17 protein-coding genes and 1 pseudogene are annotated in these 24641 nt (G+C 73.7%); 10 read left to right on the top strand and 8 right to left on the bottom strand.

Annotated features, from left to right (window positions below):
• Positions 1 to 24 precede the first annotated feature (24 nt).
• Both AB0927_RS02950 and AB0927_RS02945 read left to right on the top strand, forming a co-directional pair.
• A complete protein-coding gene (locus tag AB0927_RS02950; protein WP_366665710.1) occupies positions 25 to 3039 on the top strand; it encodes a glycoside hydrolase family 38 C-terminal domain-containing protein in 3015 nt (1004 codons plus the stop codon).
• A gap of 50 nt (positions 3040 to 3089) precedes the next feature.
• Entirely contained in the window at positions 3090 to 3968 is an 879-nt protein-coding gene (locus AB0927_RS02945) for a DMT family transporter (RefSeq protein ID WP_366665709.1), read from the top strand.
• Here AB0927_RS02945 and AB0927_RS02940 read toward each other — a convergent pair.
• Positions 3911 to 5332, bottom strand: coding sequence for a lipase maturation factor family protein (locus AB0927_RS02940; RefSeq protein ID WP_366665708.1), 1422 nt, complete (start codon positions 5330 to 5332; stop codon positions 3911 to 3913). The genes AB0927_RS02945 and AB0927_RS02940 overlap by 58 nt on opposite strands.
• 101 nt (positions 5333 to 5433) lie before the next feature.
• Between AB0927_RS02940 and AB0927_RS02935 the strand changes: the two genes are divergently transcribed.
• The 3 genes from AB0927_RS02935 to AB0927_RS02925 all read left to right on the top strand — a co-directional run bounded on the left by AB0927_RS02935 (position 5434) and on the right by AB0927_RS02925 (position 10227).
• On the top strand, positions 5434 to 7179 hold the full coding sequence (locus AB0927_RS02935; RefSeq protein WP_366665707.1) for a DUF6777 domain-containing protein: 1746 nt from the start codon (positions 5434 to 5436) through the stop codon (positions 7177 to 7179).
• Between the two features lie 75 nt (positions 7180 to 7254).
• Positions 7255 to 9315 carry a SpoIIE family protein phosphatase gene (locus AB0927_RS02930; protein ID WP_366665706.1) on the top strand — a complete coding sequence of 687 codons (2061 nt, stop codon included), beginning with the start codon at positions 7255 to 7257 and terminating at the stop codon, positions 9313 to 9315.
• 48 nt (positions 9316 to 9363) lie between these two features.
• Positions 9364 to 10227, top strand: coding sequence for a DNA-formamidopyrimidine glycosylase family protein (locus AB0927_RS02925; RefSeq protein ID WP_366665705.1), 864 nt, complete (start codon positions 9364 to 9366; stop codon positions 10225 to 10227).
• Between the two features lie 27 nt (positions 10228 to 10254).
• On the opposite strand, the gene AB0927_RS02920 is transcribed toward AB0927_RS02925, so the two are convergent.
• Both AB0927_RS02920 and AB0927_RS02915 read right to left on the bottom strand, forming a co-directional pair.
• Entirely contained in the window at positions 10255 to 10773 is a 519-nt protein-coding gene (locus AB0927_RS02920; RefSeq protein WP_366665704.1) for a hypothetical protein, read from the bottom strand.
• Between the two features lie 147 nt (positions 10774 to 10920).
• A pseudogene (locus tag AB0927_RS02915) lies at positions 10921 to 11112 on the bottom strand (sigma factor-like helix-turn-helix DNA-binding protein); the annotation flags it as partial.
• Between the two features lie 145 nt (positions 11113 to 11257).
• Between AB0927_RS02915 and AB0927_RS02910 the strand changes: the two are divergent.
• Complete coding sequence (locus AB0927_RS02910; protein ID WP_366665703.1) at positions 11258 to 12385, top strand: CapA family protein; 1128 nt, start codon at positions 11258 to 11260, stop codon at positions 12383 to 12385.
• Here AB0927_RS02910 and AB0927_RS02905 read toward each other — a convergent pair whose 3' ends face one another.
• Positions 12386 to 13807, bottom strand: coding sequence for an amino acid permease (locus AB0927_RS02905; protein WP_366665701.1), 1422 nt, complete (start codon positions 13805 to 13807; stop codon positions 12386 to 12388).
• 51 nt (positions 13808 to 13858) lie between these two features.
• A complete protein-coding gene (locus tag AB0927_RS02900) occupies positions 13859 to 14806 on the bottom strand; it encodes a LysR family transcriptional regulator (protein ID WP_366665700.1) in 948 nt (315 codons plus the stop codon).
• Between the two features lie 121 nt (positions 14807 to 14927).
• Here AB0927_RS02900 and AB0927_RS02895 point away from each other — a divergent pair, with 121 nt between their 5' ends.
• Positions 14928 to 16178 carry an MFS transporter gene (locus AB0927_RS02895; protein WP_366665699.1) on the top strand — a complete coding sequence of 417 codons (1251 nt, stop codon included), beginning with the start codon at positions 14928 to 14930 and terminating at the stop codon, positions 16176 to 16178.
• Here the strand turns inward: AB0927_RS02895 and AB0927_RS02890 are convergent.
• Positions 16114 to 16584 carry a universal stress protein gene (locus tag AB0927_RS02890; protein WP_366665698.1) on the bottom strand — a complete coding sequence of 157 codons (471 nt, stop codon included), beginning with the start codon at positions 16582 to 16584 and terminating at the stop codon, positions 16114 to 16116. The genes AB0927_RS02895 and AB0927_RS02890 overlap by 65 nt on opposite strands.
• A 97-nt stretch (positions 16585 to 16681) precedes the next feature.
• Here AB0927_RS02890 and lysX point away from each other — a divergent pair, with 97 nt between their 5' ends.
• On the top strand, positions 16682 to 19951 hold the full coding sequence (gene lysX, locus AB0927_RS02885; RefSeq protein ID WP_366665697.1) for a bifunctional lysylphosphatidylglycerol synthetase/lysine--tRNA ligase LysX: 3270 nt from the start codon (positions 16682 to 16684) through the stop codon (positions 19949 to 19951).
• Here the strand turns inward: lysX and AB0927_RS02880 are convergent.
• Entirely contained in the window at positions 19905 to 21383 is a 1479-nt protein-coding gene (locus tag AB0927_RS02880; RefSeq protein WP_366665696.1) for an MFS transporter, read from the bottom strand. The two genes, lysX and AB0927_RS02880, sit on opposite strands and share 47 nt — an antisense overlap.
• Positions 21384 to 21556: 173 nt before the next feature.
• Between AB0927_RS02880 and AB0927_RS02875 the strand changes: the two genes are divergently transcribed.
• Positions 21557 to 22399 (top strand): polysaccharide deacetylase family protein, encoded by an 843-nt coding sequence (locus tag AB0927_RS02875; protein WP_366665695.1) that lies wholly within the window; start codon positions 21557 to 21559, stop codon positions 22397 to 22399.
• A gap of 34 nt (positions 22400 to 22433) precedes the next feature.
• Here AB0927_RS02875 and AB0927_RS02870 read toward each other — a convergent pair whose 3' ends face one another.
• Positions 22434 to 23033, bottom strand: a complete 600-nt coding sequence (locus AB0927_RS02870) for a class F sortase (RefSeq protein ID WP_366665776.1) — start codon at positions 23031 to 23033, stop codon at positions 22434 to 22436.
• A 427-nt stretch (positions 23034 to 23460) separates the two neighbouring features.
• On the opposite strand from AB0927_RS02870, the gene AB0927_RS02865 reads away from it, so the two are divergent.
• Complete coding sequence (locus AB0927_RS02865) at positions 23461 to 24588, top strand: hypothetical protein (protein ID WP_366665694.1); 1128 nt, start codon at positions 23461 to 23463, stop codon at positions 24586 to 24588.
• Positions 24589 to 24641: the final 53 nt, after the last annotated feature.

Raw genomic sequence — 24641 nt, 5'->3', positions numbered from 1 at the left:
GGAACCCAGCAGGGAGCACCCCGCATGCATGACGACCGCAGTCTGGTGGAGGACCGCCTGCGCCGCGTCCTGGCCGAGCGCATCCGCCCCGCCGTCCACCCCGAGTCCGTGCCGCTGGAGACCGCGGTGTGGCACGCGCCCGGCGAACCCGTGCCGGTCGCCGAGGGGCTCGCCGCCGAACCCCGGCCGATCGAGGTGGGCACCCGGTGGGGCGCCCCCTGGGGCACCAGCTGGTTCCGGGTGACCGGGACCGTGCCCGAGGCCTGGGCGGGCCGGACCGTCGAGGCCCTGCTCGACCTGGGCTTCGACCAGGACCTGCCCGGCTTCCAGTGCGAGGGCCTGGTCTACCGGCCCGACGGCACCCCGGTGAAGGGCCTGCACCCGCGCAACCAGTGGGTACGCGTCGGGTCCCCCGTCGCGGGCGGCGAGCGGGTGCGCCTGCACATCGAGGCCGCCGCCAACCCGCTCGTCCTCGGCTCCGGGCCCACCCCGCTCGGCGACAAGGACACCGCGGGGAACGCGCCGCAGTACACGCTCACCCGCATGGACCTCGCCGTCTTCGACGAGACCGTGTGGCACCTGGTCCTCGACCTGGAGGTGCTCGGCGAACTGATGGCCGAGCTGCCGGTCGACTCCGCGCGCCGGTACGACCTCCTGCGTGCCGTCGAACGGGCCCTGGACGCCGTCGACCTCCAGGACGTGAACGGCACGGCGGCCCGCGCCCGCGAACAGCTCACCGGCGTGCTGGCCGCGCCCGCCGTCCCGTCCGCCCACCGCGTCAGCGCCGTCGGACACGCCCACATCGACTCGGCGTGGCTGTGGCCGCTGCGCGAGACGGTACGCAAGGTGGCCCGGACGGCGGCCAACATGACCGCCCTGATCGAGGACGAGCCGGAGTTCGTGTTCGTCATGTCCCAGGCGCAGCAGTGGGCCTGGGTGAAGGAGCACCGGCCCGAGGTGTGGGCGCGGGTGCGGAAGGCGGTGGCGAAGGGACGGTTCGTGCCGGCCGGCGGGATGTGGGTGGAGTCGGACACCAACATGCCCGGCTCGGAGGCGATGGCCCGTCAGTTCGTGCACGGGAAGCGGTTCTTCCTGGAGGAGTTCGGCATCGAGAACGAGGAGGCGTGGCTGCCCGACACCTTCGGCTTCGCCGCCGGGCTGCCGCAGATCATCCGGGCGGCGGGCTCCAAGTGGCTGCTGACGCAGAAGATCTCCTGGTCGCGGACGAACAGCTTCCCGCACCACACCTTCCACTGGGAGGGCATCGACGGCACCCGGATCCTCACCCACTTCCCGCCCGTCGACACCTACACCTGTGCCATGCGCGGCGCCGAACTCGCCCACGCGGCGCGCAACTTCAAGGAGAAGGGCCGCGCCCGGCACTCGCTGGCGCCCACCGGCTACGGCGACGGTGGCGGGGGCACCACCCGCGAGATGGTCGCCAGGGCGGCCCGGCTGCGCGATCTGGAGGGTTCGCCCACCGTCGTCTGGGAGACCCCGGCCGCCTTCTTCGAGAAGGCCGCGGCCGAGTACCCCGACGCCCCCGTCTGGGTAGGGGAGTTGTACCTGGAACTGCACCGCGCCACCCTCACCAGTCAGGCCAGGACCAAGCGGGGCAACCGGCGCAGCGAACACCTGCTCCGGGAGGCGGAGCTGTGGGCGGCGACCGCCGCCGTGCGCACCGGATCCGCCTACCCCTACGAGGAGTTGGACCGCATCTGGAAGACGGTCCTGCTGCACCAGTTCCACGACATCCTGCCCGGTTCCTCCATCGCCTGGGTGCACCGGGAGGCACGGGCGACCTACGCGCGGGTCGCCGGGGAACTGGAGGCGCTCATCGCCGGGGCGCAGCGGGCGCTGGCGGGGGAGGGGTCGCGGGAGCTGGTGTTCAACGCGGCGCCGTACGAGCACGACGGAGTGCCGGCCGCGGGCGCGGCCACCCCCCGCACCTCCGGGGCGGCGACGACGCCGCAGCCCCGGGCGGCGGGCGGGTACGTCCTCGACAACGGGCTGCTGCGCGTCGAGATCGACGCGCGCGGCCTCGTCGTCTCCGCCCGCGACCTCGCCGCCGACCGCGAGACCGTCGCCCCCGGCGAGGCTGCGGCCCTGCTCCAACTCCACCAGGACTTCCCGAACATGTGGGACGCCTGGGACGTCGACTCCTTCTACCGCAACACCGTCACCGACCTCACGGGCACCGACGAGCTCGGCGTCGGCGAGGACGGGGCGTCGGTGCGCGTCGTCCGCGCCTTCGGGAACTCCCGTGCCACGCAGGTGTTTTCTTTGCCCTCGGGGGAGCGGCGGCTGGTCATCGACACGGAAGTCGACTGGCACGAGACGGAGAAGATCCTGAAACTGGCCTTCCCGCTCGACCTGCACGCCGAACGGTACGCGTCGGAGACCCAGTTCGGGCACGTCTTCCGCCCCACCCACACCAACACCTCGTGGGAGGCGGCCAAGTTCGAGGCGTGCAACCACCGCTTCGTCCACCTGGAGGAACCCGGCTGGGGCGTGACCGTCGTCAACGACTCGACGTACGGACACGACGTCACCCGCACCGTGCGCACCGACGGCGACCGGGGTACGACCACCACGGTCCGCGTCTCCCTGCTGCGCGCCCCGCGCTTCCCCGACCCCGAGACCGACCAGGGCGTCCACCGCTTCCGGCACGCCCTCGTCCCCGGTGCCGCGATCGCCGACGCGGTCCGCGAGGGCTGGCGGGCCAACCTGCCCGAACGCCGTACGACCGGCGCCCACGACGTCGCCCCGCTGGTCACCGTGGACGAGGAGGCGGTCGTCGTCACGGCGGTCAAGCTCGCCGACGACGGCAGCGGCGACGTGGTGATCCGGTTCCACGAGGCCCACGGCGGCCGGGCCAGGCCCACCTTCACGGCCGGATTCGCGTTCAGCGGCCTGGCGGTGACCGACCTCCTGGAGCGCCCGCTCGCCGACGCGGCGCGGCCGGTCCGCGAGGGTGAGCGGATCACCGTCCGGCTGCGCCCGTTCGAGCTGATGACCCTGCGGCTGCGCAGGCCCTGAATCACCCGTCCGCGGGCACCAGTTCGGCCAGCCGGCCGAGGACGCGGCGGGTGCCGGGATGCCCGCCCGTCCCCGCCCGGTACACCGCGTGCATCCTGCGCCTGGCCGTCGCCTCCCTCGTCCTGGCCGCCGTGGCGCCCCTGACGGGGGTGCGGCGGCCCGCTCGCCGGGACCTGCCCCGCATCGTCCTGGTCGGCGCCCTCGGCGTGAGCGCCTACCAACTGCTGCTCAACTGGGGTGAATTGCATGTCCCGGCCGGCACCGCCAGCATGATCGTGGCCGTCGCCCCGGCGCTGAGCGCCCTGTTCGCCGCCTTCCTGTTCCGTGAACGACTCACCCCGGCCAAGGTCCTCGGGTCCGCCGTCGCCCTCGCCGGGGCGGCCCTGATCGCCACAGCCGGCGGCGACACCGGCTATACCACCGCCGCCTGGGCGGTCCTGGCCGCCGCCGCGGCCCAGGCCGCCTACCACCTGGGCATCAAGCCCCTGCTGGACGGCTACACCGGCCTGGAGGTGGCTGCCTATGTGATGTGGGCGGGCACCGCCCTGCTGCTGCCGCTCGCCCCGGGCGCGATCGGCGCCGCCCTGCACGCGCCCTCCGGCGCGCTGCTCGCCGCGGCTTACCTCGGCGCGCTGCCGTCGGCAGCCGGATTCGTCGTCTGGGGCTACGCCGTCGCCCGTCTCACGGTCACCGCCGCGACCGCCGCCCTGTACCTGGTGCCGGCCGCCACCCTCGCCGTCGCCTACCTGTGGCTGGGCGAACGCCCGCACCTCGCCGAGCTGGGTGGCGGACTGCTCACCCTCGCCGGGGTGGCCCTGGTCGGCCGCCGCCGTCCCGGAGGAGACCGGGCCCCGCGTCCGGGTGTGAGCGGCTACGGCCGCTCGGCCACCCCGGCCAGCCGGGTCGGCGGCAGGTACTCGCGCACGTAACTGCGCTCCCAGCACGCCCCCGTCTCCCGCAACTCCCGCCAGGTGGTGTAGCGGTAGCGGAAGAGGCGGGCGCGGACGTAGCGGGGCGGGGTGTCCGGCGGGAAGGGGGAGCGGCGCAGCAGCCGCAGCGTGGCGCGGTCGTTCTCCAGGAGGCGTTCCACCAGCCCGGCGAACCACTCCCCGGCGTACCCGGGCGACAGCGCGGCGAACCACATCAGCCAGTCCAGGCGCAGATGGTACGGCGCGAACTGGCGCGGCCAGTGCCCTGGCCGTCCCGGCTTGCCCTTGAACTCGTACTCCCGCCACTCCGCGTCCTGCCGGGCCACCTCGTCCAGCGTGCCCTCCACGACCACCTCGTAGCGCACCCGGCTGACGCTGCCGAACGCGCCGTAGGTGTTGACCAGATGCAGCGGGTCGAAGGAGCGGTTCATCACCTGGAGCCGGGAGACCATGTTCACCACCGGGCGGTAGCTGAGGAACAGCAGCAGCGCGGCGAGCGCGAGGACCACGACCTCGTACCACACGGGCGCGGACGGCAGGGCCGGCACCGTCGCCGGGAGCCGCAGCGCGGAGACCGCCAGCACGATGGTGATCCAGTTCAGCCAGGAGAAGTTGCCGGAGAGCACCAGCCAGAGCTGGGTGACGATCATCAGCGCGGCGGCGGCCGAGGCGACCGGCTGGGGCGTGAACAACAAAAAGGGCACCACGAGTTGGGTGAAGTGGTTGGCGGCGACCTCCACCCGGTGCAGCGGCTTCGGCAGATGGTGGAAGAACCAGCTCAGCGGGCCCGGCATCGGCTGGGTCTCGTGGTGGTAGTAGAGGCAGGTCAGCTCGCGCCAGCACGCGTCGCCGCGCAGCTTGATCAGCCCGGCGCCGAACTCCACCCGGAACAGGATCCAGCGCAGCAGGAACAGCACCAGCACCGGCGGCGCCACCTCGTCGTTGCCGAGGAACGCGGCCAGGAAACCGGTCTCCAGCAGCAGCGACTCCCAGCCGAACGCGTACCAGGTCTGGCCCACGTTCACGACCGACAGGTACAGCGCCCACGGCACCAGCCACAGCACGATGCCCGCCCACAGCGGCAGCAGGCCGTCCGCCCCGGCGAGCAGCGCCGCCGACACCGCGCACCCCGCCCACGCGGTGGCCGCGAAGAACCGGTCCGAGTAGTGGAGCTGGAACAGGCTCGGTGCCCGCCGGAAGGGGATCCGCGCCACATAGCGGGGGATCGGCAGCATGCCGCGCTCGCCCAGCAGCGCCCGGAACTGGAGGGCGGCCGTCAGGAACGCGACGAGGTACACGGCGGCCAGCGCCCGCTGGAGGACCAGCCGGCTCAGCCAGTAGTCGGGTGCGGTGAACCAGTCCACGGCCGCCTCGTCTCCCTCCTGCCGATCCCCCCGAGTTGCCAGCGAAACGGGTGCAACGCAAATAATAGGAACAATTCACCCACAGTGATGCGGAGTGCACGGTGCGCATACCCACCGGATCCATGGTCATGGCCTGCGTGCTGTCGGTGGCGCTGCTCCTCACCGGGTGTGCGGGCGCCGCCGTCAAAGAGGCCCAGCTTGGCGAGGAGGTCTACCTCCAGCCCGCCGCCGAGCAGGGGCCCAACCCCTTCACCGCCTCCTCGGCGACCGGCCCCGCCGGCCCCGGCACGACCCGGCCGACCGGCCGCACCGCCGACGTCAGCGCACCGCCCGCGGGTCTCGCCGTCGCCCCCCTGGCGGCGGCCCGCGCCCTGTCCGGCGGCACCCCAGGGCTCTACAGCGGCAGCGTCCGCGTCGCCGGCTGCGACGTCGAACGGCAGATCGGCGGGCTGACGGCGGACCCCGCCCGAGGTGACGCGTTCGCCCATGTGGCCGGTGTCTCCCGTGCGGGCCTGCCCGGCTATCTGCGCGGTCTGACCCCGGTGCTGCTGCGCGCCGACACCCGCGTCACCAACCACGGCTACCGGGACGGAGCGACGGCCGGGTACCAGGCCGTGCTCCAGGCCGGTACCGCCGTGCTCGTCGACAACCGGGGCGTGCCTCGGGTGCGCTGCGCCTGCGGCAACCCGCTCCGGCCGCCCGAGGAGGCCCGCGGCGGCGTCGGCGCGCGCGGCACCGCGTGGTCGGGCTACCGGCCGAACCAGGTCATCGTGGTGACCCCGGCGCCCCGGGCCGTGGGCAGCCTCACCCTGCTGGACGCCGGGACGAACACGTGGATAGAGCGCCGGCTCGGACCCGACGTCCGCAACGACCACCTCGTGGCCCCGCCGGCCGTCTCCGACACCGCGCCCCCCGACCCCGGGCTCACCGGCTTCCCCCATCCGTCCCGGCCGGACCCCGGGCGGCCCAGCCCCGAAGAGAGCCGGCCGAACGCGGCGACGGGCGAGATCGGGGGAGCGGTGATCGGCACCGGACGGGTGACGGCGGGACGGGTGACGTCGGGGCGGCTGACGTCGGGCCGGGGGCACGGCGAGGGGCACGCCGAACGCGCGGACGACCGTCGTACGCGTGCGGACGGCGTCGGCGCGGGGGAGCGGGAGCGGGGGACGCGGGCCGGGAAACGGGGGGCGGCCGACCATGGCGCGGGCCACAGCGACGGCCGTGCCGAGGGCAGGTCGGACACCGGGTCCCACCGCGCCACCGCCGCCGTCGGACACGGCGCGCCCACGGCGGACGACCGGCGTGGCACTCCCACGGCGGACGACCAGGACAAGCCCGCGCGCGCCCCCGCCCCCACCACTTCCCCGGACACCGCTCCGGTACCGGCCAGCCCCCCGGACCCCACCCCCACCGCCTCCCCCGAGGCGCGCGCCGCGCTCCCCACCACGGCACTCCCGCCGGCCTCCTCGCCCCCCGCTTCCCCGCCGCCCCCCTCGACCCCGCCGACGTCACCCACCTCCCCCACCTCCGACACCCCCACCTCCGACACCCCCACCTCCGACACCCCCACCTCCGACACCCCCGCCCCCAGCGCCCCCAAGCCCAGCGCCCCCTCCGCCGCGCCCTCGTTCCTCGACCCCCTCGCCTACCCTCCCGGCACCTCCCTCTACGACCCGCCGCCCTTCGACGCGCCCCTCACGCCCCGGGACCCCGACGAGATCGGTCCGCCCAACGTCACGGACACGCCCGCCATGCCCGGCCCCAACGGGGGGCCGCCCCCCGCCGAGACGCCCGAACCCGCCGGTGCCTCCGGGGGAACCGCCCCCGCCGACGTGCTCGGCGGCTGACGGCGGGGCGCGGCCGTGGTCCGGAGGGACCGGGGACCGGTCGAAGAATCCGGCGAATCCTGGCAAGGTGGCCCCATGGCTGATCGGGGAGCGAGTGCCCTGTCACTCCCGGACGACTGGCCCGCCCACCCGGACCCGATCCTGGCGCTCAACCACCTGGGCACCTTCGACTGGGACCTGGACAAGGGCCTGTTCCACATGGACGCCCAGGCACACGAGGTGTTCGACCTGCTGCCCGGGGAATTCGACGGCCGCCCCGAATCCCTGGTCGGCCGGGTGCCACAACACGAGGCGGCCCGGCTCGACGCCCTGGTGGCCCAGGTCATCAAGGAGGGCGGCGAGAACTACGGCGCCTACTTCCGCATCCGGTGCCGCGACGGCAACCCGCGCTGGACCCACACCCAGGGCTACATCCGCCGGGACGAGACAGGGCGCCCCCGCCGGGTCGTCGGCATCGTGCGCGACGCCACCGAGGAACTGGCCGACAGCGCCTCCCGCGGCATGCGCGCCGCCCAGGAGCAGGCGTTCCGCCAGCAGACCAACATCGTCCAGGTCGTCTCCGCGGCCCTCGCCCACGCCCGCACCGTGCAGGACGTCATCGACGTCCTCAAGGACACCCACGGCATCCGTCGGCTGGGCGCGGCCAGCTTCGTGATGGCGCTGGTGGAGGCCAACCGGATCCGGCTCGTCGCGGAGGCGCCGCCCGGCAGCTTCGTGCCCGCCACCCAGGTGAACCGGATCGACGAGCCGTACCCCATGAGCGAGGTCGTGCGCACGCTGCGCCCGCGGTTCGTCGAGACCCCCGAGGAGTTCGCCGAGGAGTACCCGCTGCTGTGGTCGCAGATCACCCATCTGCGCGTCGCCTCCGCCGCCTACCTGCCGCTGATCGCCCAGGCCCGCCCGATCGGGGTGATGGGCCTGCTCTACAACGACCGGTGCGGCTTCTCCGACGAGGAGCGCGGCGTCCTCGTCGCGCTCGGCGGCAGCATCGCGCAGAGCCTTCAGCGGGCCATGTTCTACGAGCAGCAGAAGGACCTCGCGCAGGGGCTCCAGCAGGCCATGCTGCCGCGCACCATCCCGGACGTGCCGGGCGCCGACATCGCGGTGCGCTACCGCTCGGCCGCGCTGGGCCGGGACATCGGCGGCGACTGGTACGACGTGATCCCGCTGCCCGGCGGCCGGGTCGGCGCGGTCATCGGCGACGTACAGGGCCATGACACCCACGCGGCGGCCGTGATGGGCCAGTTGCGGATCGTGCTGCGGGCCTACGCCGCCGAGGGACACACCCCGGCCGCCGTGATGGCCCGCGCCTCCGTCTTCCTGCACGAACTCGACACCGACCGGTTCGCCACCTGCCTGTACGCCGAGGCCGACCTGTCCACCGGGGTGGTGCAGGTGGTGCGCGCCGGGCACATCGACCCGCTGGTGCGCGGCGCGGGCGGGTGCCGGCGCCTCCAGGCGCAGGGCGGGCTGCCGCTCGGGCTCTCGGCCGAGTTCGGCGAGCTGGAGTATCCCGTGACCACCCTCGAACTCGACTCCGGCGACACCCTCGTACTGTGCACCGACGGGCTGGTCGAGGAGCCCGGCGCCGACCTGGACGACGGCATGCGCGCGCTGGCGGACCAGGTCTGCGCGGGACCCGGCGACGTGGACGAACTCGCCGACCGGCTGATCCAGCCGGCCGAGGAGCGCGGCGGCGACGACGACGTGGCCCTGCTCCTGCTGTGCCGGCGGATGCCGGACACCGGGCGGTCCTGCGGCCGGCTCCAGCAGCATGTGGCGGCCGGTGATCCGGAGGCGCTCGCCCACGCCCGGCACCTGATCCGGTCGGCGGTCCGCGCCTGGGACGCGGGGGAGCGCGCCGACGAGATCGAACTGGCCGCGGACGAGCTGATGACCAATGTCCTGGTGCACACCGAGGGCGCGGCGATCGTCACCCTGCGGTCCCTCGCCGGCCGGCTGCGGATCGAGGTGGAGGACTCCTCCAGCGCCCTGCCCCGGCGCCGGGAAGCGGGCGAGGACGGCGTCTCCGGCCGGGGGCTGCTGCTGGTGGAACTGCTCGCCGACGCCTGGGGCGTGGAGGCGCGGGGCAGCGGCAAGGCGGTGTGGTGCGAGTTCCTGCTGGGCGAGGGCTGACCGGGTGCGGCGGGAGGCGTCGTCGGTGGCGGGTGGCACCCTGGACGTATGCCGGAACTGCCCGAGGTGGAAGCGCTGACGGAATTCCTCACCGAGCACCTGGTCGGCCTCAGGGTGGCGCGGGTGCTGCCGGTCGCCGTCAGCGTGCTGAAGACGTACGACCCTCCCGTCACCGCCTTCGAGGGCGGCACGGTCACCGCGGTGCGCCGGCACGGCAAGTTCCTGGACCTCGCGGCGGACAGCGGGCTGCACCTGGTGACCCATCTGGCCCGGGCCGGCTGGCTCCAGTGGAAGGAGCGGCTGCCGGACGGACCGCCCAAGCCGGGCAAGGGCCCGCTCGCGCTGCGCGTGGCGCTGGAGACCGGCGAGGGCTTCGACCTCACCGAGGCCGGCACGCAGAAACGCCTCGCGGTGTACGTGGTCCGCGATCCGGCGCAGGTGCCGGGCATCGCCCGCCTCGGCCCCGACCCGCTCGCCGCCGGCTTCGACGAGGCGCGCTTCGCCGCCCTTCTCAAGGACGAGAGACGGCAGCTCAAGGGCGCCCTGCGGGACCAGTCCCTGATCGCCGGCATCGGCAACGCGTACAGCGACGAGATCCTGCACGCGGCGGGGATGTCGCCCTTCAGACTCGCCGCGTCCCTCACCCCCGAGGAGACCCACCACCTCTACGAGGCACTGCGCACCACGCTGACCGAGGCGGTCGAGCGCTCCCGGGGCGTGGCCGCGGGCCGCCTGAAGTCGGAGAAGAAGAGCGGCCTGCGCGTCCACGGCCGCACCGGCGAACCCTGCCCGGTCTGCGGCGACACCATCCGCGAGGTCTCCTTCAGCGACTCCTCCCTCCAGTACTGCCCCACCTGCCAGACCGGGGGCAGACCCCTCGCGGACCGGAGACTCTCCCGCCTGCTGAAGTGAGGTGCCCCGGGCGGGTGCGCCGCCGGCTCAGAAGAGGTGGATCGCCAGGTGACCGAGCGGCAGCCCGAGCTGCCAGGCCGGTGTCCACACCTTCGGCCCGTCGTCCTCGTCGGGCAGCGCGCCCCCGCCCGGCACCGCGTCCAGGTCGGTGGCCAGCAGTTCGGTCTCCTCCAGCCAGCGCCAGGCGTCCTGGGCGAGGGCCAGATCGGGGGCCGGGGAACCCGCGGCGCGGGCGGTCAGGTCGGCCATCCGGGCGCGCACCCACTCCTGCCACGGATGGTCGCAGGCGGTCAGCGACAGCCAGTTCTCCAGCTGGGAGACGACCCGGATACCGGACAGCTCCCCCTCGGTGTCGGACAGGTAGACGGTCAGCGCCAGCGCGTCCCGGCCCGCCCGGAACTCGAAGGACGTCGGCGGCATCAGATCGCCGGTACGCAGCAGCTCGTCGGCGATGTACTCGGCGTACAACCACGCCATGGGGACGACCAGTTCACCGCCGTCGGCGCCGTCCGCGCCGTCGGTTCCCTCGTGACCTGTGTGCGGCATTTCCTTCCTGCCCTTCCTCCGGTGCGTGCGCGTCGCCCGATCCCCGGGGACCCGCCCTCGCCCGGAACGCGGATGAGGACAGCCCATTGCCCCAACGGGGTCCGCAGCAAGGCGCTTTACCGAGGTTTGACCAGGTTCCCGGTTTCGGCGCAGGTCGGCTGCATAGCCCGGAAGCTCCCGGGGCGGGGTGCGGAGCGCGTCGTACGCCCAGGACTTCACGGTACCGGGCGGAACGCCGAAGGTGCGCGCCGCTTCCGCCTCACCGGCCCCACGGAGGTACGCGAGGGCAAAGACGTCACGGTGCCGCGGAGTGAGAGTCTTCACAGCCGCCCGCACGTCCGGTGGGAGGCACCGGATGGGTCAATGAGGTGGCCCGGACCGTTTGGAGGGAGAGTCGGCTTCATACCCATATGCCCGTCAAGGCAAGGTCGGTAAATACGTCAGTCCTACTGACGTGCTGAAGCGGATCCCGAGGGGTGAGCCGATGATCGGACGCAGACACCAGGTGGCCCTGGCCCTGACCGCCGTCCTCACGGCGGCCGCCGCCTGCACCAACCTGGTCCGCCAGGACGCCGGCCGGGGCGGCGCCCCCGGGCCCCCCGCCGGCCGCGGCTTCACCCTCGTCGCCACCGGCGACATCCTGACGCACCCCGCCGTCCTCGACCGCGCCTCCTCCGACACCGCCGGCGGCGGCTACGACTTCCGGCCCATGCTCTCGGGCGTCGAACCCCTCGTCCACGGCGCCGACCTGGCGCTGTGTCACCTGGAGGACGGCGCGGGCGACGCGGCCCCGCGGTTCCCGCCGCAACTCGCCCAGGACCTCGCCATGACCGGCTACGACGGCTGCGCCACCGCCTCCGAACACGCCCTGGACGGCGGCGCCGACGGCATCCGGGGGACCCTCGACACGCTGGACGCGGCGGGCCTCAAGCACGCCGGCACCGCCCGCAGCGCGGAGGAGTCCCGCCGTACGACCCTCTACCGGGCCGGTTCCGCCGAGGTCGCCCAGTTGTCGTACACCTTCGACACCGAGCAGCCGCTGCCGTCCGGGCAGCCCTGGGCGCTCGGTCCGATCGACGCCGACCGGATCACCGCCGACGCCCGCGCCGCCCGCAAGGCCGGCGCCGACGTGGTCGTCCTCTGCCTGCACTGGGGCACCGGCGGCGACGACGCCCCCACCGAGGAGCAGACCGCCCTCGCCCACCGGCTGACCGCCTCCGCCGACGGCCACCGCCCGGACGTCGACCTGATCCTCGGCGCCCACACCCACGTCCCGCAGCCGTACGAGAAGGTCAACGGCACCTGGGTGGTCTACGGCCTCGGTGACCAGATCTCCGACGAGCTGGACGGCGCCGACGGATCGCGGGACCCGCGCGGCAACGAGTCCACCCTCGCCCGCTTCACCTTCGCCCCGCCCGCGCGGGCCGGCGGGCGCTGGCGGGTCACGCGCGCCGAGTTCGTGCCGCAGCTGTACGACCTCGACGCCGGGCGGGTGGTCGACGTCGGCCGGGCCGTCGCCGGCGGGGCCGACCTCGCCGGGGTCCGCGACCGGATCCGGGACGTGGTGCTCAGCCGGGGCGCCGCCGCGGACGGCCTGGTCATGGGGGAGTGATCAGTCGGTGTCCGGCCCGGCCAGCGCCGAGCGCTTGTAGGAGTACGTGAAGTAGACGACGCAGCCGATCAGGAACCACACCGCGAACCGCACCCAGGTCTGCCACTGAAGAAACGTGATCAGCCAGACCGAGAACACGATCCCGAGCGCGGGCACGAACGGCACCCACGGCGTACGGAAGGCGCGCGGCAGGTCCGGGCGCCGCCTGCGCAGCATGATCACCGCCACGCACACCACCACGAACGCCAGCAGGATGCCGATGTTGGTCAGCTCGGCCGCCTCCCCGATCGGCAGGAACCCGGCGATGAGCGCGGAGGCCACCCCGACGATCCACGTCACCCGGGTCGGCACGTGCCGCGTCGGGTGCGTCTTGGCGAACCAGCGGGGCAGCAGGCCGTCCCGGGACATCGAGAACCAGACACGGGTCACGCCCAGCATGAACGTGAACATGACGGTGAGGATGCCGATGATGGCGCCCACCGCGATCACGTTGGCGAGCGAGTTCAGGCCCACCGACTTGAACGCGGTGCTGAACCCGCTCTCCTTGTCGATGTCCTTGTAGTTCTGCATGCCGGTCAGCACGAGACAGGCCGCGACGTACAGCACCATGGCGATCACCAGCGAGTAGATGATCGCCCTCGGCATGTGCCGCTGCGCGTCCCTGGACTCCTCGGCCGCGGTCGACATCGCGTCGTAGCCGAACACCGCGAAGAACACCGTCGCCGCACCCGTGAAGGTGCCGCTGATGCCGTAGGGGAAGAACGGGTGGTAGTTCGCGGTGTCGATGTGGAACACGCCGACACCGATGACCAGCAGCACCACCAGCACCTTCACCGCGACCACGATCGTCTCGAAGCGGGCCGCGCTGCGGATGCCGAGGGTGAGCAGCCAGGCGATCAGCAGGCAGAGGACCATCGCGAACAGGTCCACCCGGTGACCCGCGCCGCTGCCGGGCGCGCCCAGCATCCAGTGCGGCAGCTTCGCGCCCATCTGTTCGACCAGGAAGCCGAAGTAGCCCGAGATGCCGATCGCGACGACCGCCACGATCGCCGTGTACTCCAGGAGCAGGTCCCAGCCGATGAACCAGCCCGCGAACTCGCCGAGCACCGCGTAACCGTAGGTGTACGCCGATCCCGCCTTCGGGATGAGCCCGGCGAACTCGGCGTACGACAGCGCCGCGCACGCGCTCGCCGCGCCGGCGATCAGGAAGGACACCAGCACCGCGGGGCCGGCCGTGCCGTTGGCCACCGTGCCGGCGAGCGTGAAGATGCCGGCGCCGATGATGCCGCCGACGCCGATCGCGGTGAGCTGCCACAGCCCGAGCGACCTCTCCAGGCGGGGTCCCTCGCCGACCTCCGTGTCCTCGATGTGCTCGATGGGTTTGCGGCGGAGAATGCCCTCACCCGCGCGGAGTCTTGCCATGCGCCTCACCTCTTCGCCGACGGCAAACGGCTGACGCCGGTTCATGATGGCTCAGGGGCGGCCCGCGGGGAAGGCGCCACGCACGGCCCAGGCCGGGGTCCACGCCCGCGAGGACGGCCGGGCGGCGGGCCGCTCGGCGAGATGGGCGCGCAGCGCGGCGAGCCCCGGATGCGCGTTCGTCGCGTCCCACACCAGCGAGTGCGGGTAGACCGGCGTCGGGTCGGTGAGCGGGATTCGCCGCAGGTCGTGCCCTTGCGGCCAGACGAGCCGGATGCCCTCGGCGACCAGGGTGGCGAGCGACGAGGAGTCCGCGATGGTGTCGAGCAGCGCCTCCGAGCCGAAGTCGGGGCCCACCGAGTCGATGGTGAGCCCGAACTCGGCGGCCAGCGCGGTGTAGTAGGCCGCCCACTCGGTGCCGGCCACCAGGCCCGGCATCCAGATCCGGTGCCCGGCCAGTCGCGCCGGGGTCACCGAGCGGGCCCCGGCGAGCGGATGCCGGGGGCCGGTCAGCAGTTGCACCGGCTCGTCGAACACCCGGGCCGCCCGCAGTCCGGCGGGCAGCCGGGTGCCGACGGCGCGGAAGGTCGCGTCGATGGTGCCCGAGCGGACGGCGGCCACGGCCGTGTCCGCGTCGAACAGGGTCACCACGTCCAGCGCGGTCTCCGGGTGCGCCCGGTGGAAGTCGCGCAGCAGACCCGCCGGGCCGAGCCGGGCCCCGACCACGTCGACGCGCAGCGCCCGCCGGCCCGGCCGCACCGAGGCGGCGGCGCGCTCCTCGGCCAGCAGCAGCTCGCGGGCGTGCGGCAGGAACGCCTGCCCGTCGATGGTCGGCTCCGCCCCGCGCGCGGTCCGCGTGAACAGCCGTACCCCCAGCTCCTTCTCCAGTGCCGCGATCCGCTTGGAGACGGCCTGCTGGGTGATGCCGAGGACGGCCGACGCCTCCTGGAACTGCCCGGTGTCCGCCACGGCGACGAAGGTGCGTACGGCCTTGAGATCCACCCCGTCATCGTAGCCACCGCGTCCCGTCGCACAACCAATGGTTGTGGGACTCGTCGCTCTGGTTGTTTGATACGCACCCCACCTGCTGGCTTTCATGTTCCCGGTCAACGGGAGGTTGTGGATGAAGCTGGGTCGGCGGTTCGGATGGCTGTGGGCCGCGTACACGGTCAGTACCTTCGGTACCTGGCTCGCGTTCGACGCCTTCGCGCTGATCGCGGTTCTCGTGCTGCACGCGGGCGCCGCCCAGGTGTCGCTGCTCGCCTCCGCCGGAGTGGCCGTCGGCGCGGTGGCCGCCGTACCGCTGGGGCCGTGGATCGAGTTCCGCCGCAAGCGCCCGGTGATGATCACCGCGGACCTGGCGCGCGGGGTGGCGCTGCTCACCCTGCCCGCCGCCCACGCCCTCGGTGTGCTCGGCTTCGGGCAGCTCCTCGTGGTCTCCGTGGTCGTCGCGGCCGCCGACATCACCTTCACCGCCGCCTCCGGCGCTCATCTCAAAGCGCTCGTGCCGCCCGACGGCCTGCTCACCGCCGCCGGCCGGTTCGAGTCCACGAACTGGACCGCCAGCGTGCTCGGACCCCCGCTCGGCGGCGCCGTCGTCGGCCTGCTCGGACCGGTGACCACCGTGGCCGCGGACGCCGTCAGCTATCTGCTCTCCGCGCTCGGCATCCGCGCCATCGGCCACGGCGAGACCGTCCCCCAGCGCACCGCCGCACCCCGCGCCGGAGAACTGCTCGACGGCTGGCGCCACCTGCTCACCAGCCGCGCCGTGCGCCCGCTCTTCTTCAACGTGCTGCTGAACAACGCCCTGATCATGGCAGGCTCGCCGGTCCTGGCGGTCCTCATGCTCGGCCATCTCGGCTTCACCCCCTGGCAGTACGGCCTCGCCTTCGCCGTGCCCTGCCTCGGCGGGCTGCTCGGCTCCCGGCTGGCCCGCCCGCTCGCCACCCGGTACGGCAGGCGCCGGGTGCTGCTCGCCTCGGGCGTGCTGCGCGCCTGCTGGCCGATCGGGCTCGCCTTCGTCGGGCCCGGCGTATCCGGGCTGCTGGTGGTGATGGTCGTCGAGGCCGGCCTGATCACCTGCTGCGGCATCTTCAACCCGCTCGCCGTCACCGAGCGCCTGGAGCTGACCCCGAACGACCGGGTGGCCCGCGTGCTGGCCGCCTGGTCGGTCACCGGCAAGGCCGTCACGGCCGCGCTCACCGCCCTGTGGGGCCTGATAGCCGCCCTCGCCGGCGCACGCACCGCGCTCGGCCTCGCCGGGGTGCTGATGCTCGCCACGCCCCTGCTGCTCTGGCCGCGACCGGCCGCTACGGAACGACCGTCACCGGCCAGCGTCCCGCCTTCACCAGCCGCACCGCCACCGATCCGATGATCCGGTGCCCGGCCTGCTCCGAGGCGCCCACCACCACGGCGTCCGCCTTCAGTTCCGCGGCCGCCGTCACCAGACCGGCGTAAGGGTCGCCGTGGAAGGTGTGGAACTCCCAGCGCACCTCGAATATCCCGCGGACGCGCTCGGCCGCCTCCCGGATGTGGGCCACCAGCTCCTCGGCGATCTCGTCGGTCGTCTCCATCACCGGCGCCCCCAGCGCCGCCCCGGCCGCCAGCACCGGCCGCACGTACACCACCGCGAGCAGCGCGTGCTGCCGCCGGGCCAGACCGCTCGCGTAGGCGGCGGCCCGCATCGAGGAGTCGGAGCCGTCGACCCCGACGAGGATCACCTTCGGCCCGTCCGTGCCCCGCTCGAACTGGTGCGCATGCTCTTCGTGCTGCTCCGTCACGACCCGAGGCTATCGGAACGGCTGGTTCCCCCGTGCCCCCCGTACCGCCCGCCCCTCGACGCGCGCGTCCCCCTCCCCCCTCCCTACAGTCGGAACCATGACCGCCACCGCGCAGCCCGCCGCGCGTGGGAACGGCACGGGCACGGGGCCTTCGGACGGCGGTGGGCGGCTTGCATGGGTGCCCGAGGCCTTCGGGGGGCTGTTCGCCGGGCTGGGGCTGCTGTGCGCGGTGATCGCGCTCGTGGAGCCGCTGCGGCGGCTGCTGCGCCCGCTCGTCCGGGGCATCGATCTGCTGCTGGTCCCCATCAGCGCCAACCTCGCCTACGCGGTCTTCCTGTTCCTGCTGGCCGGAGCCACCGCCGCTCGCAAGAAGGTCGCCTGGTGGCTGGTCGTCGTCTATCTGGGCCTGCTCGTCCTCACCGACGTGTTCGGCCTCGCGCTCGGCCTGTACGCCCAGTCGCTGCCCTCCCTGATCCCCTGCGGCCTGCTGCTGGTCCTGCTGCTCGTGGCCCGCGGGGAGTTCTACGCCGCCTCCCGCCGGGGCGCGGTGTGGCGGGCCCTCGCCGTGCTGCTCGGCGGGCTCGCCGCCGCGATCCTGCTCGGCTGGGGCCTGGTCCTGCTCTTCCCCGGCACCCTCCCGGCCCGCCAGCACCTGGCGTGGGCGGCCGACCGGGTGTGCGGCGGCCTCGTCTCCAGCAGCTCCTTCGCCGGGCGTCCGCCCCGCGAGGTCACTTTCGTGCTCGGCCTGCTCGGCGCGCTCGCCCTGCTCAACGCCGCCGCCACGCTGTTCCGTTCACAGCGCCTGGAGGCCGCCCTGCACGGCGACGAGGAGGCCCGCATCCGCGCCCTGCTCAGGGCGTACGGCGACCGCGACTCCCTCGGCTACTTCGCCACCCGCCGCGACAAGGCCGTCGTCTTCTCGCCCAGCGGCAAGGCCGCCGTCACCTACCGCGTCGAGACCGGCGTGTGCCTGGCCAGCGGCGACCCCGTCGGCGACCCGGAGGCATGGCCGCACGCCATCGCCGCCTGGCTGGACCTGGCCCGCCGCTACGCCTGGGCGCCCGCTGTGATGGGCGCCTCCGAGGACGGCGCCCGCGCCTACGCCCGCGCGGGACTGGGCGCCCTCCAGCTCGGCGACGAGGCGATTCTGCACGTCGCCGGCTTCGATCTGGACGGCCGGGACATGCGCGTCATCCGGCAGGCCGTGCACCGGGTCCGCCGCACCGGCGCCACCTGCCGCATCCGCCGCCACGCCACCCTCGGCGAACGGGAGATGGAGGAGGTCGTCGGCCGGGCCGACGCCTGGCGCGACACCGAGACCGAGCGCGGCTTCTCCATGGCCCTGGACCGGCTCGGCGACCCCGCCGACGGCGCCTGCCTGCTCGTGGAGGCCTGCGGCGAGGACCGCCGGCTCCTCGCGCTGCTCTCCTTCGTGCCCTGGGGCACCGACGGCGTCTCCCTGGACCTGATGCGCCGCGACCGCACCGCGCCCAACGGCGTGATGGAGTTCATGGTCAGCGAACTGGTCGCCGCGGCGCCGAAGCTGGGCATCCGCAGGATCTCCCTGAACTTCGCCGTGTTCCGCTCGGTCTTCGAGGAAGGCGCCCGCATCGGCGCCGGGCCCGTCCTCAGACTCTGGCGCCGGCTGCTGCTGTTCTTCTCCCGCTGGTGGCAGCTGGAGGCCCTGTACCGCTCCAACGCCAAGTACCACCCCGAGTGGTACCCGCGGTTCCTCTGCTACGGCGAGACCGCCTCCCTCGCCCGCATCGGCCTGGCCTCCGGCATCGCCGAGGGCTTCGTCCCCGTACCGTCCTTGCGCAGCCTGTGGGGGAAGGGGCGCCGGGCGACCGGACAGCGGCCCGCGGCCACGGCCCCGCCGCTCCCCACGGCGCCCGCCCTCGATGCGGGTGCCGGGGCCGCCGCGCCGGACGCGGGCCTGCCCGACCAGGTCCGCGTCCGCCACCGCAAGCTCGGCCGGCTGCGCGCCGGCGGCACCGACCCCTACCCCGTCGGCGTCCGGCCCCCCACCCACGCCCTCGCGGACGTCCCGCCCGGCGCGGACGTCACCGTCGCCGGGCGGATCATGCTGGTCCGCGACCTCGGCGGCATCGTCTTCGCGGTGCTGCGCGACTGGTCCGGCGACCGCCAGATCGCCCTCACCCGCGACCGCTGCGGCGCCGCCCTCGACCGCTTCACCGCCGACGCCGACATCGGCGACCACATCACCGTCACCGGTACGAGCGGCCTCAGCGACCGGGGCGAGCCCACCGTCTTCGCCGCCTCCTGGCAGCTCACCGGCAAGTGCCTGCGCCCGCTGCCCGACAAGCACCGGGGCCTGACCGACCCCGAGGCCCGGGCCCGCCTGCGCCACCTCGACCTGATCACCAGGCCCGCCGCCCGCGCCGCGCTGCGCGCCCGCTCCGCCGCCGTCGGGGCCCTGCGCCAGGGGCTGCTGGACCGCGGCTTCACCGAGGTCGAGACCCCGGTGCTCCAGCAGATCCACGGCGGCGCCAACGCCCGCCCCTTCACCACCCACAGCAACGCCTACGACCTCGGCCTGTACCTGCGCATCGCCCCCGAGCTGTACCTCAAGCGGCTGTGCGTCGGCGGCCTGGAGAGGGTCTTCGAACTCGGCCGCACCTTCCGCAACGAGGGCGTGTCGCCCCGGCACAACCCCGAGTTCACCATGCTGGAGGCCTACCAGGCGTACGCCGACTACGACGTCATGCTCGACCTCGCCCGCGAACTGATCCAGGGCGCCGCCACCGCCGCCCACGGCGCCCCGGTGGCCCGCGGACACGGCGAGGAGTACGACATCTCCGGGCGCTGGCCGGTGAAGACCGTGCACGGCGCCCTGTCCGAGGTGCTGGGCGAGGAGATCGGCCCGGGCACCGAACTGCTGCGGCTGCACCGGCTGTGCGACCGGACGGGGGTGCCGTACACGGCGGACGACCAACCCGCCGACGTGGTGCTGGAGATGTACGAACGGCTGGTCGAGGAGCGCACCCGGCTGCCCACCTTCTACAAGGACTTCCCGACCGCCGTCTCCCCGCTGACCCGGCAGCACCGCGCCGACCCACGGCTCGCCGAACGCTGGGACCTCGTCGCCTTCGGCGTCGAACTCGGCACCGCCTACTCGGAGTTGACCGACCCCGTCGAACAACGCCGCAGGCTCACCGAGCAGTCGCTGCGGGCGGCCGGCGGGGACCCGGAGGCCATGGAGCTGGACGAGGACTTCCTCCAGGCCCTCGACTACGCGATGCCCCCGACCGGGGGCCTCGGCCTCGGCGTCGACCGGCTCGTCATGTTCCTCACCGGCCTCACGATCCGGGAGACCCTGCCGTTCCCGCTGGTGCGCCGCCGCTGACCCCGGGCTCCGGCTCCGGCTCCGGCTCGGGGGCCGGCGCGACCCGGGTCAGCGTCAGCAGCGCCACCACCGTCGCCGCCAGGGACAGCGCCACGCCCAGTTGGAAGCAGTCGTGCGCGCCGTGCGCCACGAACGACCGGTACGCCTTCATGCCGGTCGCGTTCCGGGCCTCCTCCTGCTGTACGACCGTGAGGATGCCGGGGAACAGCGACGCGCCCAGCCCCGCGCCCAGTTGCCGGGACGCGTTCAGGCCCTGCGGCCGGGCACCGCTGCCGGAGCGGGCGAAGCCCACCGGCAGCGCGAGCACCCCGCAGCCGAACGCGACCAGCAGCAGCGGCAGCACCACCTCGCCGAAACCGGCGGCGCCCCGCAGGCTCAGCACCAGGAACCCGGCGGCCGCCACGGCGCAGGCCCCGGCCACCGCGAACCCGACCCCGATCCGGGCCGCGAGCACGGGCAGCACCAGCCACCCGAGGACGATCCCGGCGACGGCGGGCAGCATGGCCCAGCCGACCTGGAGCGGGGACATGGCGCCGAGCAGTTGCAGGCTGAGCGAGAGGACGAGCAGCAGCCCCGCCAGACAGGTCGCCACCAGCGTCACCACCGTGTACGCGCCGACCGCGGCCCGCTGCCGGTACAGCCGCGCGAACAGCTCCGGCATCCGCTCGCCCCGGCCCAGCCAGGCCACCAGGGAGGGCAGCAGCGCCCCGGCCACCGCGATCAGGACGACCGTCTCCAGGGACACGCTGTGGTTGCCGAGCCAGTCGGCGAACCACGCCAGGAACCCCAGGGGCACCACCCACCGCGCGGCCGACCCGACCCGGCGCGCCGCGCCCGGCACCGGCGTGGTCTCGGTGAGCACCACGGGGGTCAGCAGCAGGAGCACCGCCGAGGCCACGGCCTGCACCCAGAAGGCCGTGCCGCCGTCGTCGGCGGCGTCCAGCAGCAGTACGGCCGGCAGCAGCACCGCGGGCAGCGCGGCGGCCACGACCACGAAATGCACGCTCAGCGCCCGGTCCCGGCCCGGCCCCGCGGGGTGCGCGGCGTCGATCAGCGCCAGCGCGCCCGCCGTGACCACCGCCGCCGCGATGCCCTGTACCGCCCGCGACCACAGCAGCAGCGAGGCGTCGGAACTCACCGCGGGCACCACGGCGGCCAGCGTCGACAGGACGAGCCCGCCCGTCAGCACCCGCCGCTGCCCGAACGCCTCACCGAGCGCCGCCGCGAGCGCGGGCAGCGCGGCGAAACACACGCTGTACACGGTCAGCAGCCAGGTCAGGCCCGAGACGGTCAGCCCCGCCCGCGCCATGATCCACGGCAGCCCCATGGCGAACATCGTGGTGTCGAAGACCACCAGCACCTGGGCCACGCCCAGCAGCACCACCGCCGGCCCGCTGCGCCGCAGCCGGCCCGTTCCCCCTGACGACGCCAACTCGGCTCGCCTCCCTGTCCGTTGTCGTGACGATGTCCGTGCCGACTGAAGGACACCGGAGAGGTCCCGGGGGTTCCACCGGGGGTGCCGCCGCTGGTCCGACCGGGTGGAATACCGCCCGTACACCCGTGCCGTTGCGGTGCGGCGGCGCCTTGCGGGGCGACTGATGAGTCATGCAGAAGGATCAGTTGTTCACACGCCGCCGCATGCTCCTCGCCGGGGCCGCCGCTCTGGGAGCCGCGGGCACGGCGGGACTCGTCGTGGCGGGCGACGAGGAGGCCGTCCGGACCGCCGCGCCCGCGCCCGCCCCCGGCCCCCAGGCCCGCCAGGCGCCCCTGAAGTCCTCCGCCTTCCGCCTCCAGCCGCTCGCCGGGGGCGGCGGACCGCCGCGCTCCGCGCCGCGCCGGCTGAAGGTGCGCACGGAACCCGTCTTCCGGATCTCCGAACGCGGCCGGCAGATGATGCTGACCTTCGACGACGGCCCCCACCCCGATTACACCCCGCACATCCTGGACACCCTCGCCAAGCACGACGTACGGGCGATGTTCTTCGTGTGCGGCGAGTGCGTCGAGGCCAACAAGCACCTGGTGGCCCGGATGGCCACCGAGGGCCATGTCGTCGGCAACCACACCTGGACGCATCCGCTGCTCACCACCCTCGACCGGGCGGAGATCAGGTCCGAGATGGAGCGCACCAGCGACATCATCGAGGACACCTACGGCGAGCACCCCCAGTGGTTCCGCGCCCCCTACGGCGCCTGGAACCGGGCCGCCTTCCAGCTCGGCGCCGAGATGGGCATGGAGCCGATGGCCTGGACCGTCGACACGACCGACTGGGACACGCCGGGCACCGACGTCATCATCGACCGGGTGGAGAGCGGGGCCGCGCCGGGGGTGGTCATCCTGTCGCACGATGCCGGGGGCGACCGTTCACAGACCGTGGAGGCCATTCACGAGTGGCTGCCCTATCTGCTCGACAGCGGGTACCACCTCACGGTGCCGCACCGGCGTACCTGACATCGTCCCCGACTGTCCGCCGGGCCGCGGTGGTTCAGGTGACCGCGACCAGGCGGGCGAAGACGACGACATTGCCGTCGTAGCCGTTCTGCTTGGAGAAACCGCCGCCGCAGGTGATGACGCGCAGCTCCGGGGCGCCCTTCGAGCCGTACACCCGGTCGCCGGGGAAGCCGGCCTTGGAGAAGACCTCGATGCCGTAGATCTCGAACACCGCCGTCCTGCCGTCCTTGCGCAGGACCTCGACGCGGTTTCCCTTCTTCAGGGCCCCGAGGCCGTAGAACACGGCGGGGCCCTGCTGGTTGTCGACATGGCCGACGACGACCGCGGTGCCCTTCTCGCCGGGGGAGACCGCGCCGGTGAACCAGCCCGCCAGACCGGGATCCTCGGGCGGCGGCGCGCTCACCGCGCCGGTCGCGTCCAGGCCGACGGGAGTGACGGGCGCGTCCACGTGGATCGCCGGGATCCGCACCCGGTCCGCGGCGGAGAACCCCAGTGGTACGGGTCCCGTGGGCAGCGGGCTTTGCGGAGCGCGGGTGTCGGGTGCCGCCGCCGAGGCGGGCTGGGGCGGGCCGACGTCGAACTCGCCCGAACCGTTGCGGATGAGTGCCAGACCGGAGAGCAGCAGCAGCGCCATCACGCCCCACGGGGCGCGCCGCCGGCGCCGTTCGGCGTCGGCCTCCTCCTCGTCGGCGAACCGGGCCGGCTGGTACAGCAGGGGCGCGGGCCCGCGCCATCCCGTCTCGAACCGTCGGTCGTCACCTGCGTTGCGCATGGGAAAAAGCTAAGTCCCGCGCGCACGCCCGGCGACGGGCCGAGTGGCGAACGGGTGGCCCCGCACTCTCGTGGTGCGCCATCCGAGTTGCCGTTCCCAGGAATTTTCTGACGGTCCGTGACCTGCGGCTATATCGGATTGTCAGGTTGTCGTGAGGGGTGTCGGATCACCAGGACGGAGCATTCTCGACATGCGGGCGTGTTCCGCGAGCCCGAGGGTCTTTGCTGGGAGGTGCTTTCTCGCCGATCGACCGGGTACGGGCCCCGGGGTGCCTTCCGCGGAGGATCACATGCGAAACCAACGCGCACTGGCGGCCGCGTGCACCGCGGTGGCCGTGCTCGGGCTCGCCGCCCCCGTGGCCGTCGCGGACGGCATGGGCAACGGGGGCGGCACCACGGCAGGCACGGGCACGGGCACGGGGACCATCGTCGGCCCGGGCACCGGCGTCGGCAACTTCGGGAACGGCAACATCGGCATCGGCATCGGCAACGGGGGCGGGAACGTCGGGAACGGAGGCGGGAACGGAGGCGGGGGCGGTGGCGGCGGTGGGGGCGGGAACTTCGGGAACGGGAACGGGGGTGGGGGCGGGAACTTCGGCAACGGGAACGGCAACTTCGGAAACGGGCGCGGGAACGGGAACGGCAACGGGAACGGCAACGGGAACGGCAACGGGAACGGGCACGGGAACGGCAACAACGGGAACGGGAACGGCAATTTCGGGAACGGGAACGGAAACGGGAACTTCGGCAACGGAAACGAGAACGGGAATTTCAACGGAAACGGCGGCTTCAGCGGCAACGGCCGCTTCGAAGGCCACTTCAACGGCACCATCAGCGGCAACGGACGCATCAGCGGCAACGGCCGGGGCGACGACGTCGGCAACGGCAGAGGCGGCAACGACCGGGGTGACGACTTCGGCCGCGGCGACGACTTCGGCCGTGGCGACAACGGGCCCGGCGGTGACTTCGGCGGGCGCGGCGACGACTTCGGCAACGGCAACCGGCCCGGAGGCGAGAACGGCGGTCTGCGCAACATCGTCGTCACGCCGAGCGCGGTCGCGGCCGGGGGTCGGCTGACCGTCACCGTGCAGGGCTGCCGGCGCGGCGGCGAGATGGCCTCGCGGGCCTTCCGCACCGCGCCGCTGACGCCGTTCCGCGACGACACCGCACGCGGCGTCGTCTTCGTCGACCGCGACGCGCGCCCGGGCCGGTACGACATCTCCGTGCGCTGCGAGGGCCGCACCATCACCCGGCCCCGGGCCTTCACCGTGATCGGCGGGGTCAACGGCGGGCTCGGCGGCAGCAGGACCGGCGGTGCGACGACGGCGGACATGGCCATCGGCGGCGGCCTGGTCGGCGTGGCCCTGCTCGGCGGCGGGGCCTACTGGCTGCGCCGCAGGGGCGAGCGGCGGGCCTGACGGGACCCCCGGGACCCCCGGGGCGCACCCGGACCGGCGGCCACCGTGCGCGG

The sequence above is a fragment of the Streptomyces sp. NPDC048106 genome (assembly GCF_040706415.1).
GTDB lineage: Bacteria > Actinomycetota > Actinomycetes > Streptomycetales > Streptomycetaceae > Streptomyces.
The sequence above is the reverse complement of the archived record's forward strand: the minus strand, read 5'-3'. Positions and strand labels throughout refer to the sequence as shown.

Excerpts from the sequence above, each read along its gene's own strand:
- AB0927_RS02950 (WP_366665710.1), top strand. The coding sequence starts at position 25 with ATGCATGACGACCGCAGTCTGGTGGAGGACCGCCTGCGCCGCGTCCTG.
- AB0927_RS02930 (WP_366665706.1), top strand. The coding sequence starts at position 7,255 with ATGGCTGATCGGGGAGCGAGTGCCCTGTCACTCCCGGACGACTGGCCC.
- AB0927_RS02925 (WP_366665705.1), top strand. The coding sequence starts at position 9,364 with ATGCCGGAACTGCCCGAGGTGGAAGCGCTGACGGAATTCCTCACCGAG.
- AB0927_RS02920 (WP_366665704.1), bottom strand. The coding sequence starts at position 10,773 with ATGCCGCACACAGGTCACGAGGGAACCGACGGCGCGGACGGCGCCGAC.
- AB0927_RS02910 (WP_366665703.1), top strand. The coding sequence starts at position 11,258 with ATGATCGGACGCAGACACCAGGTGGCCCTGGCCCTGACCGCCGTCCTC.
- AB0927_RS02905 (WP_366665701.1), bottom strand. The coding sequence starts at position 13,807 with ATGGCAAGACTCCGCGCGGGTGAGGGCATTCTCCGCCGCAAACCCATC.
- AB0927_RS02895 (WP_366665699.1), top strand. The coding sequence starts at position 14,928 with ATGAAGCTGGGTCGGCGGTTCGGATGGCTGTGGGCCGCGTACACGGTC.
- lysX (WP_366665697.1), top strand. The coding sequence starts at position 16,682 with ATGACCGCCACCGCGCAGCCCGCCGCGCGTGGGAACGGCACGGGCACG.
- AB0927_RS02875 (WP_366665695.1), top strand. The coding sequence starts at position 21,557 with ATGCAGAAGGATCAGTTGTTCACACGCCGCCGCATGCTCCTCGCCGGG.
- AB0927_RS02870 (WP_366665776.1), bottom strand. The coding sequence starts at position 23,033 with ATGGCGCTGCTGCTGCTCTCCGGTCTGGCACTCATCCGCAACGGTTCG.
- AB0927_RS02865 (WP_366665694.1), top strand. The coding sequence starts at position 23,461 with ATGCGAAACCAACGCGCACTGGCGGCCGCGTGCACCGCGGTGGCCGTG.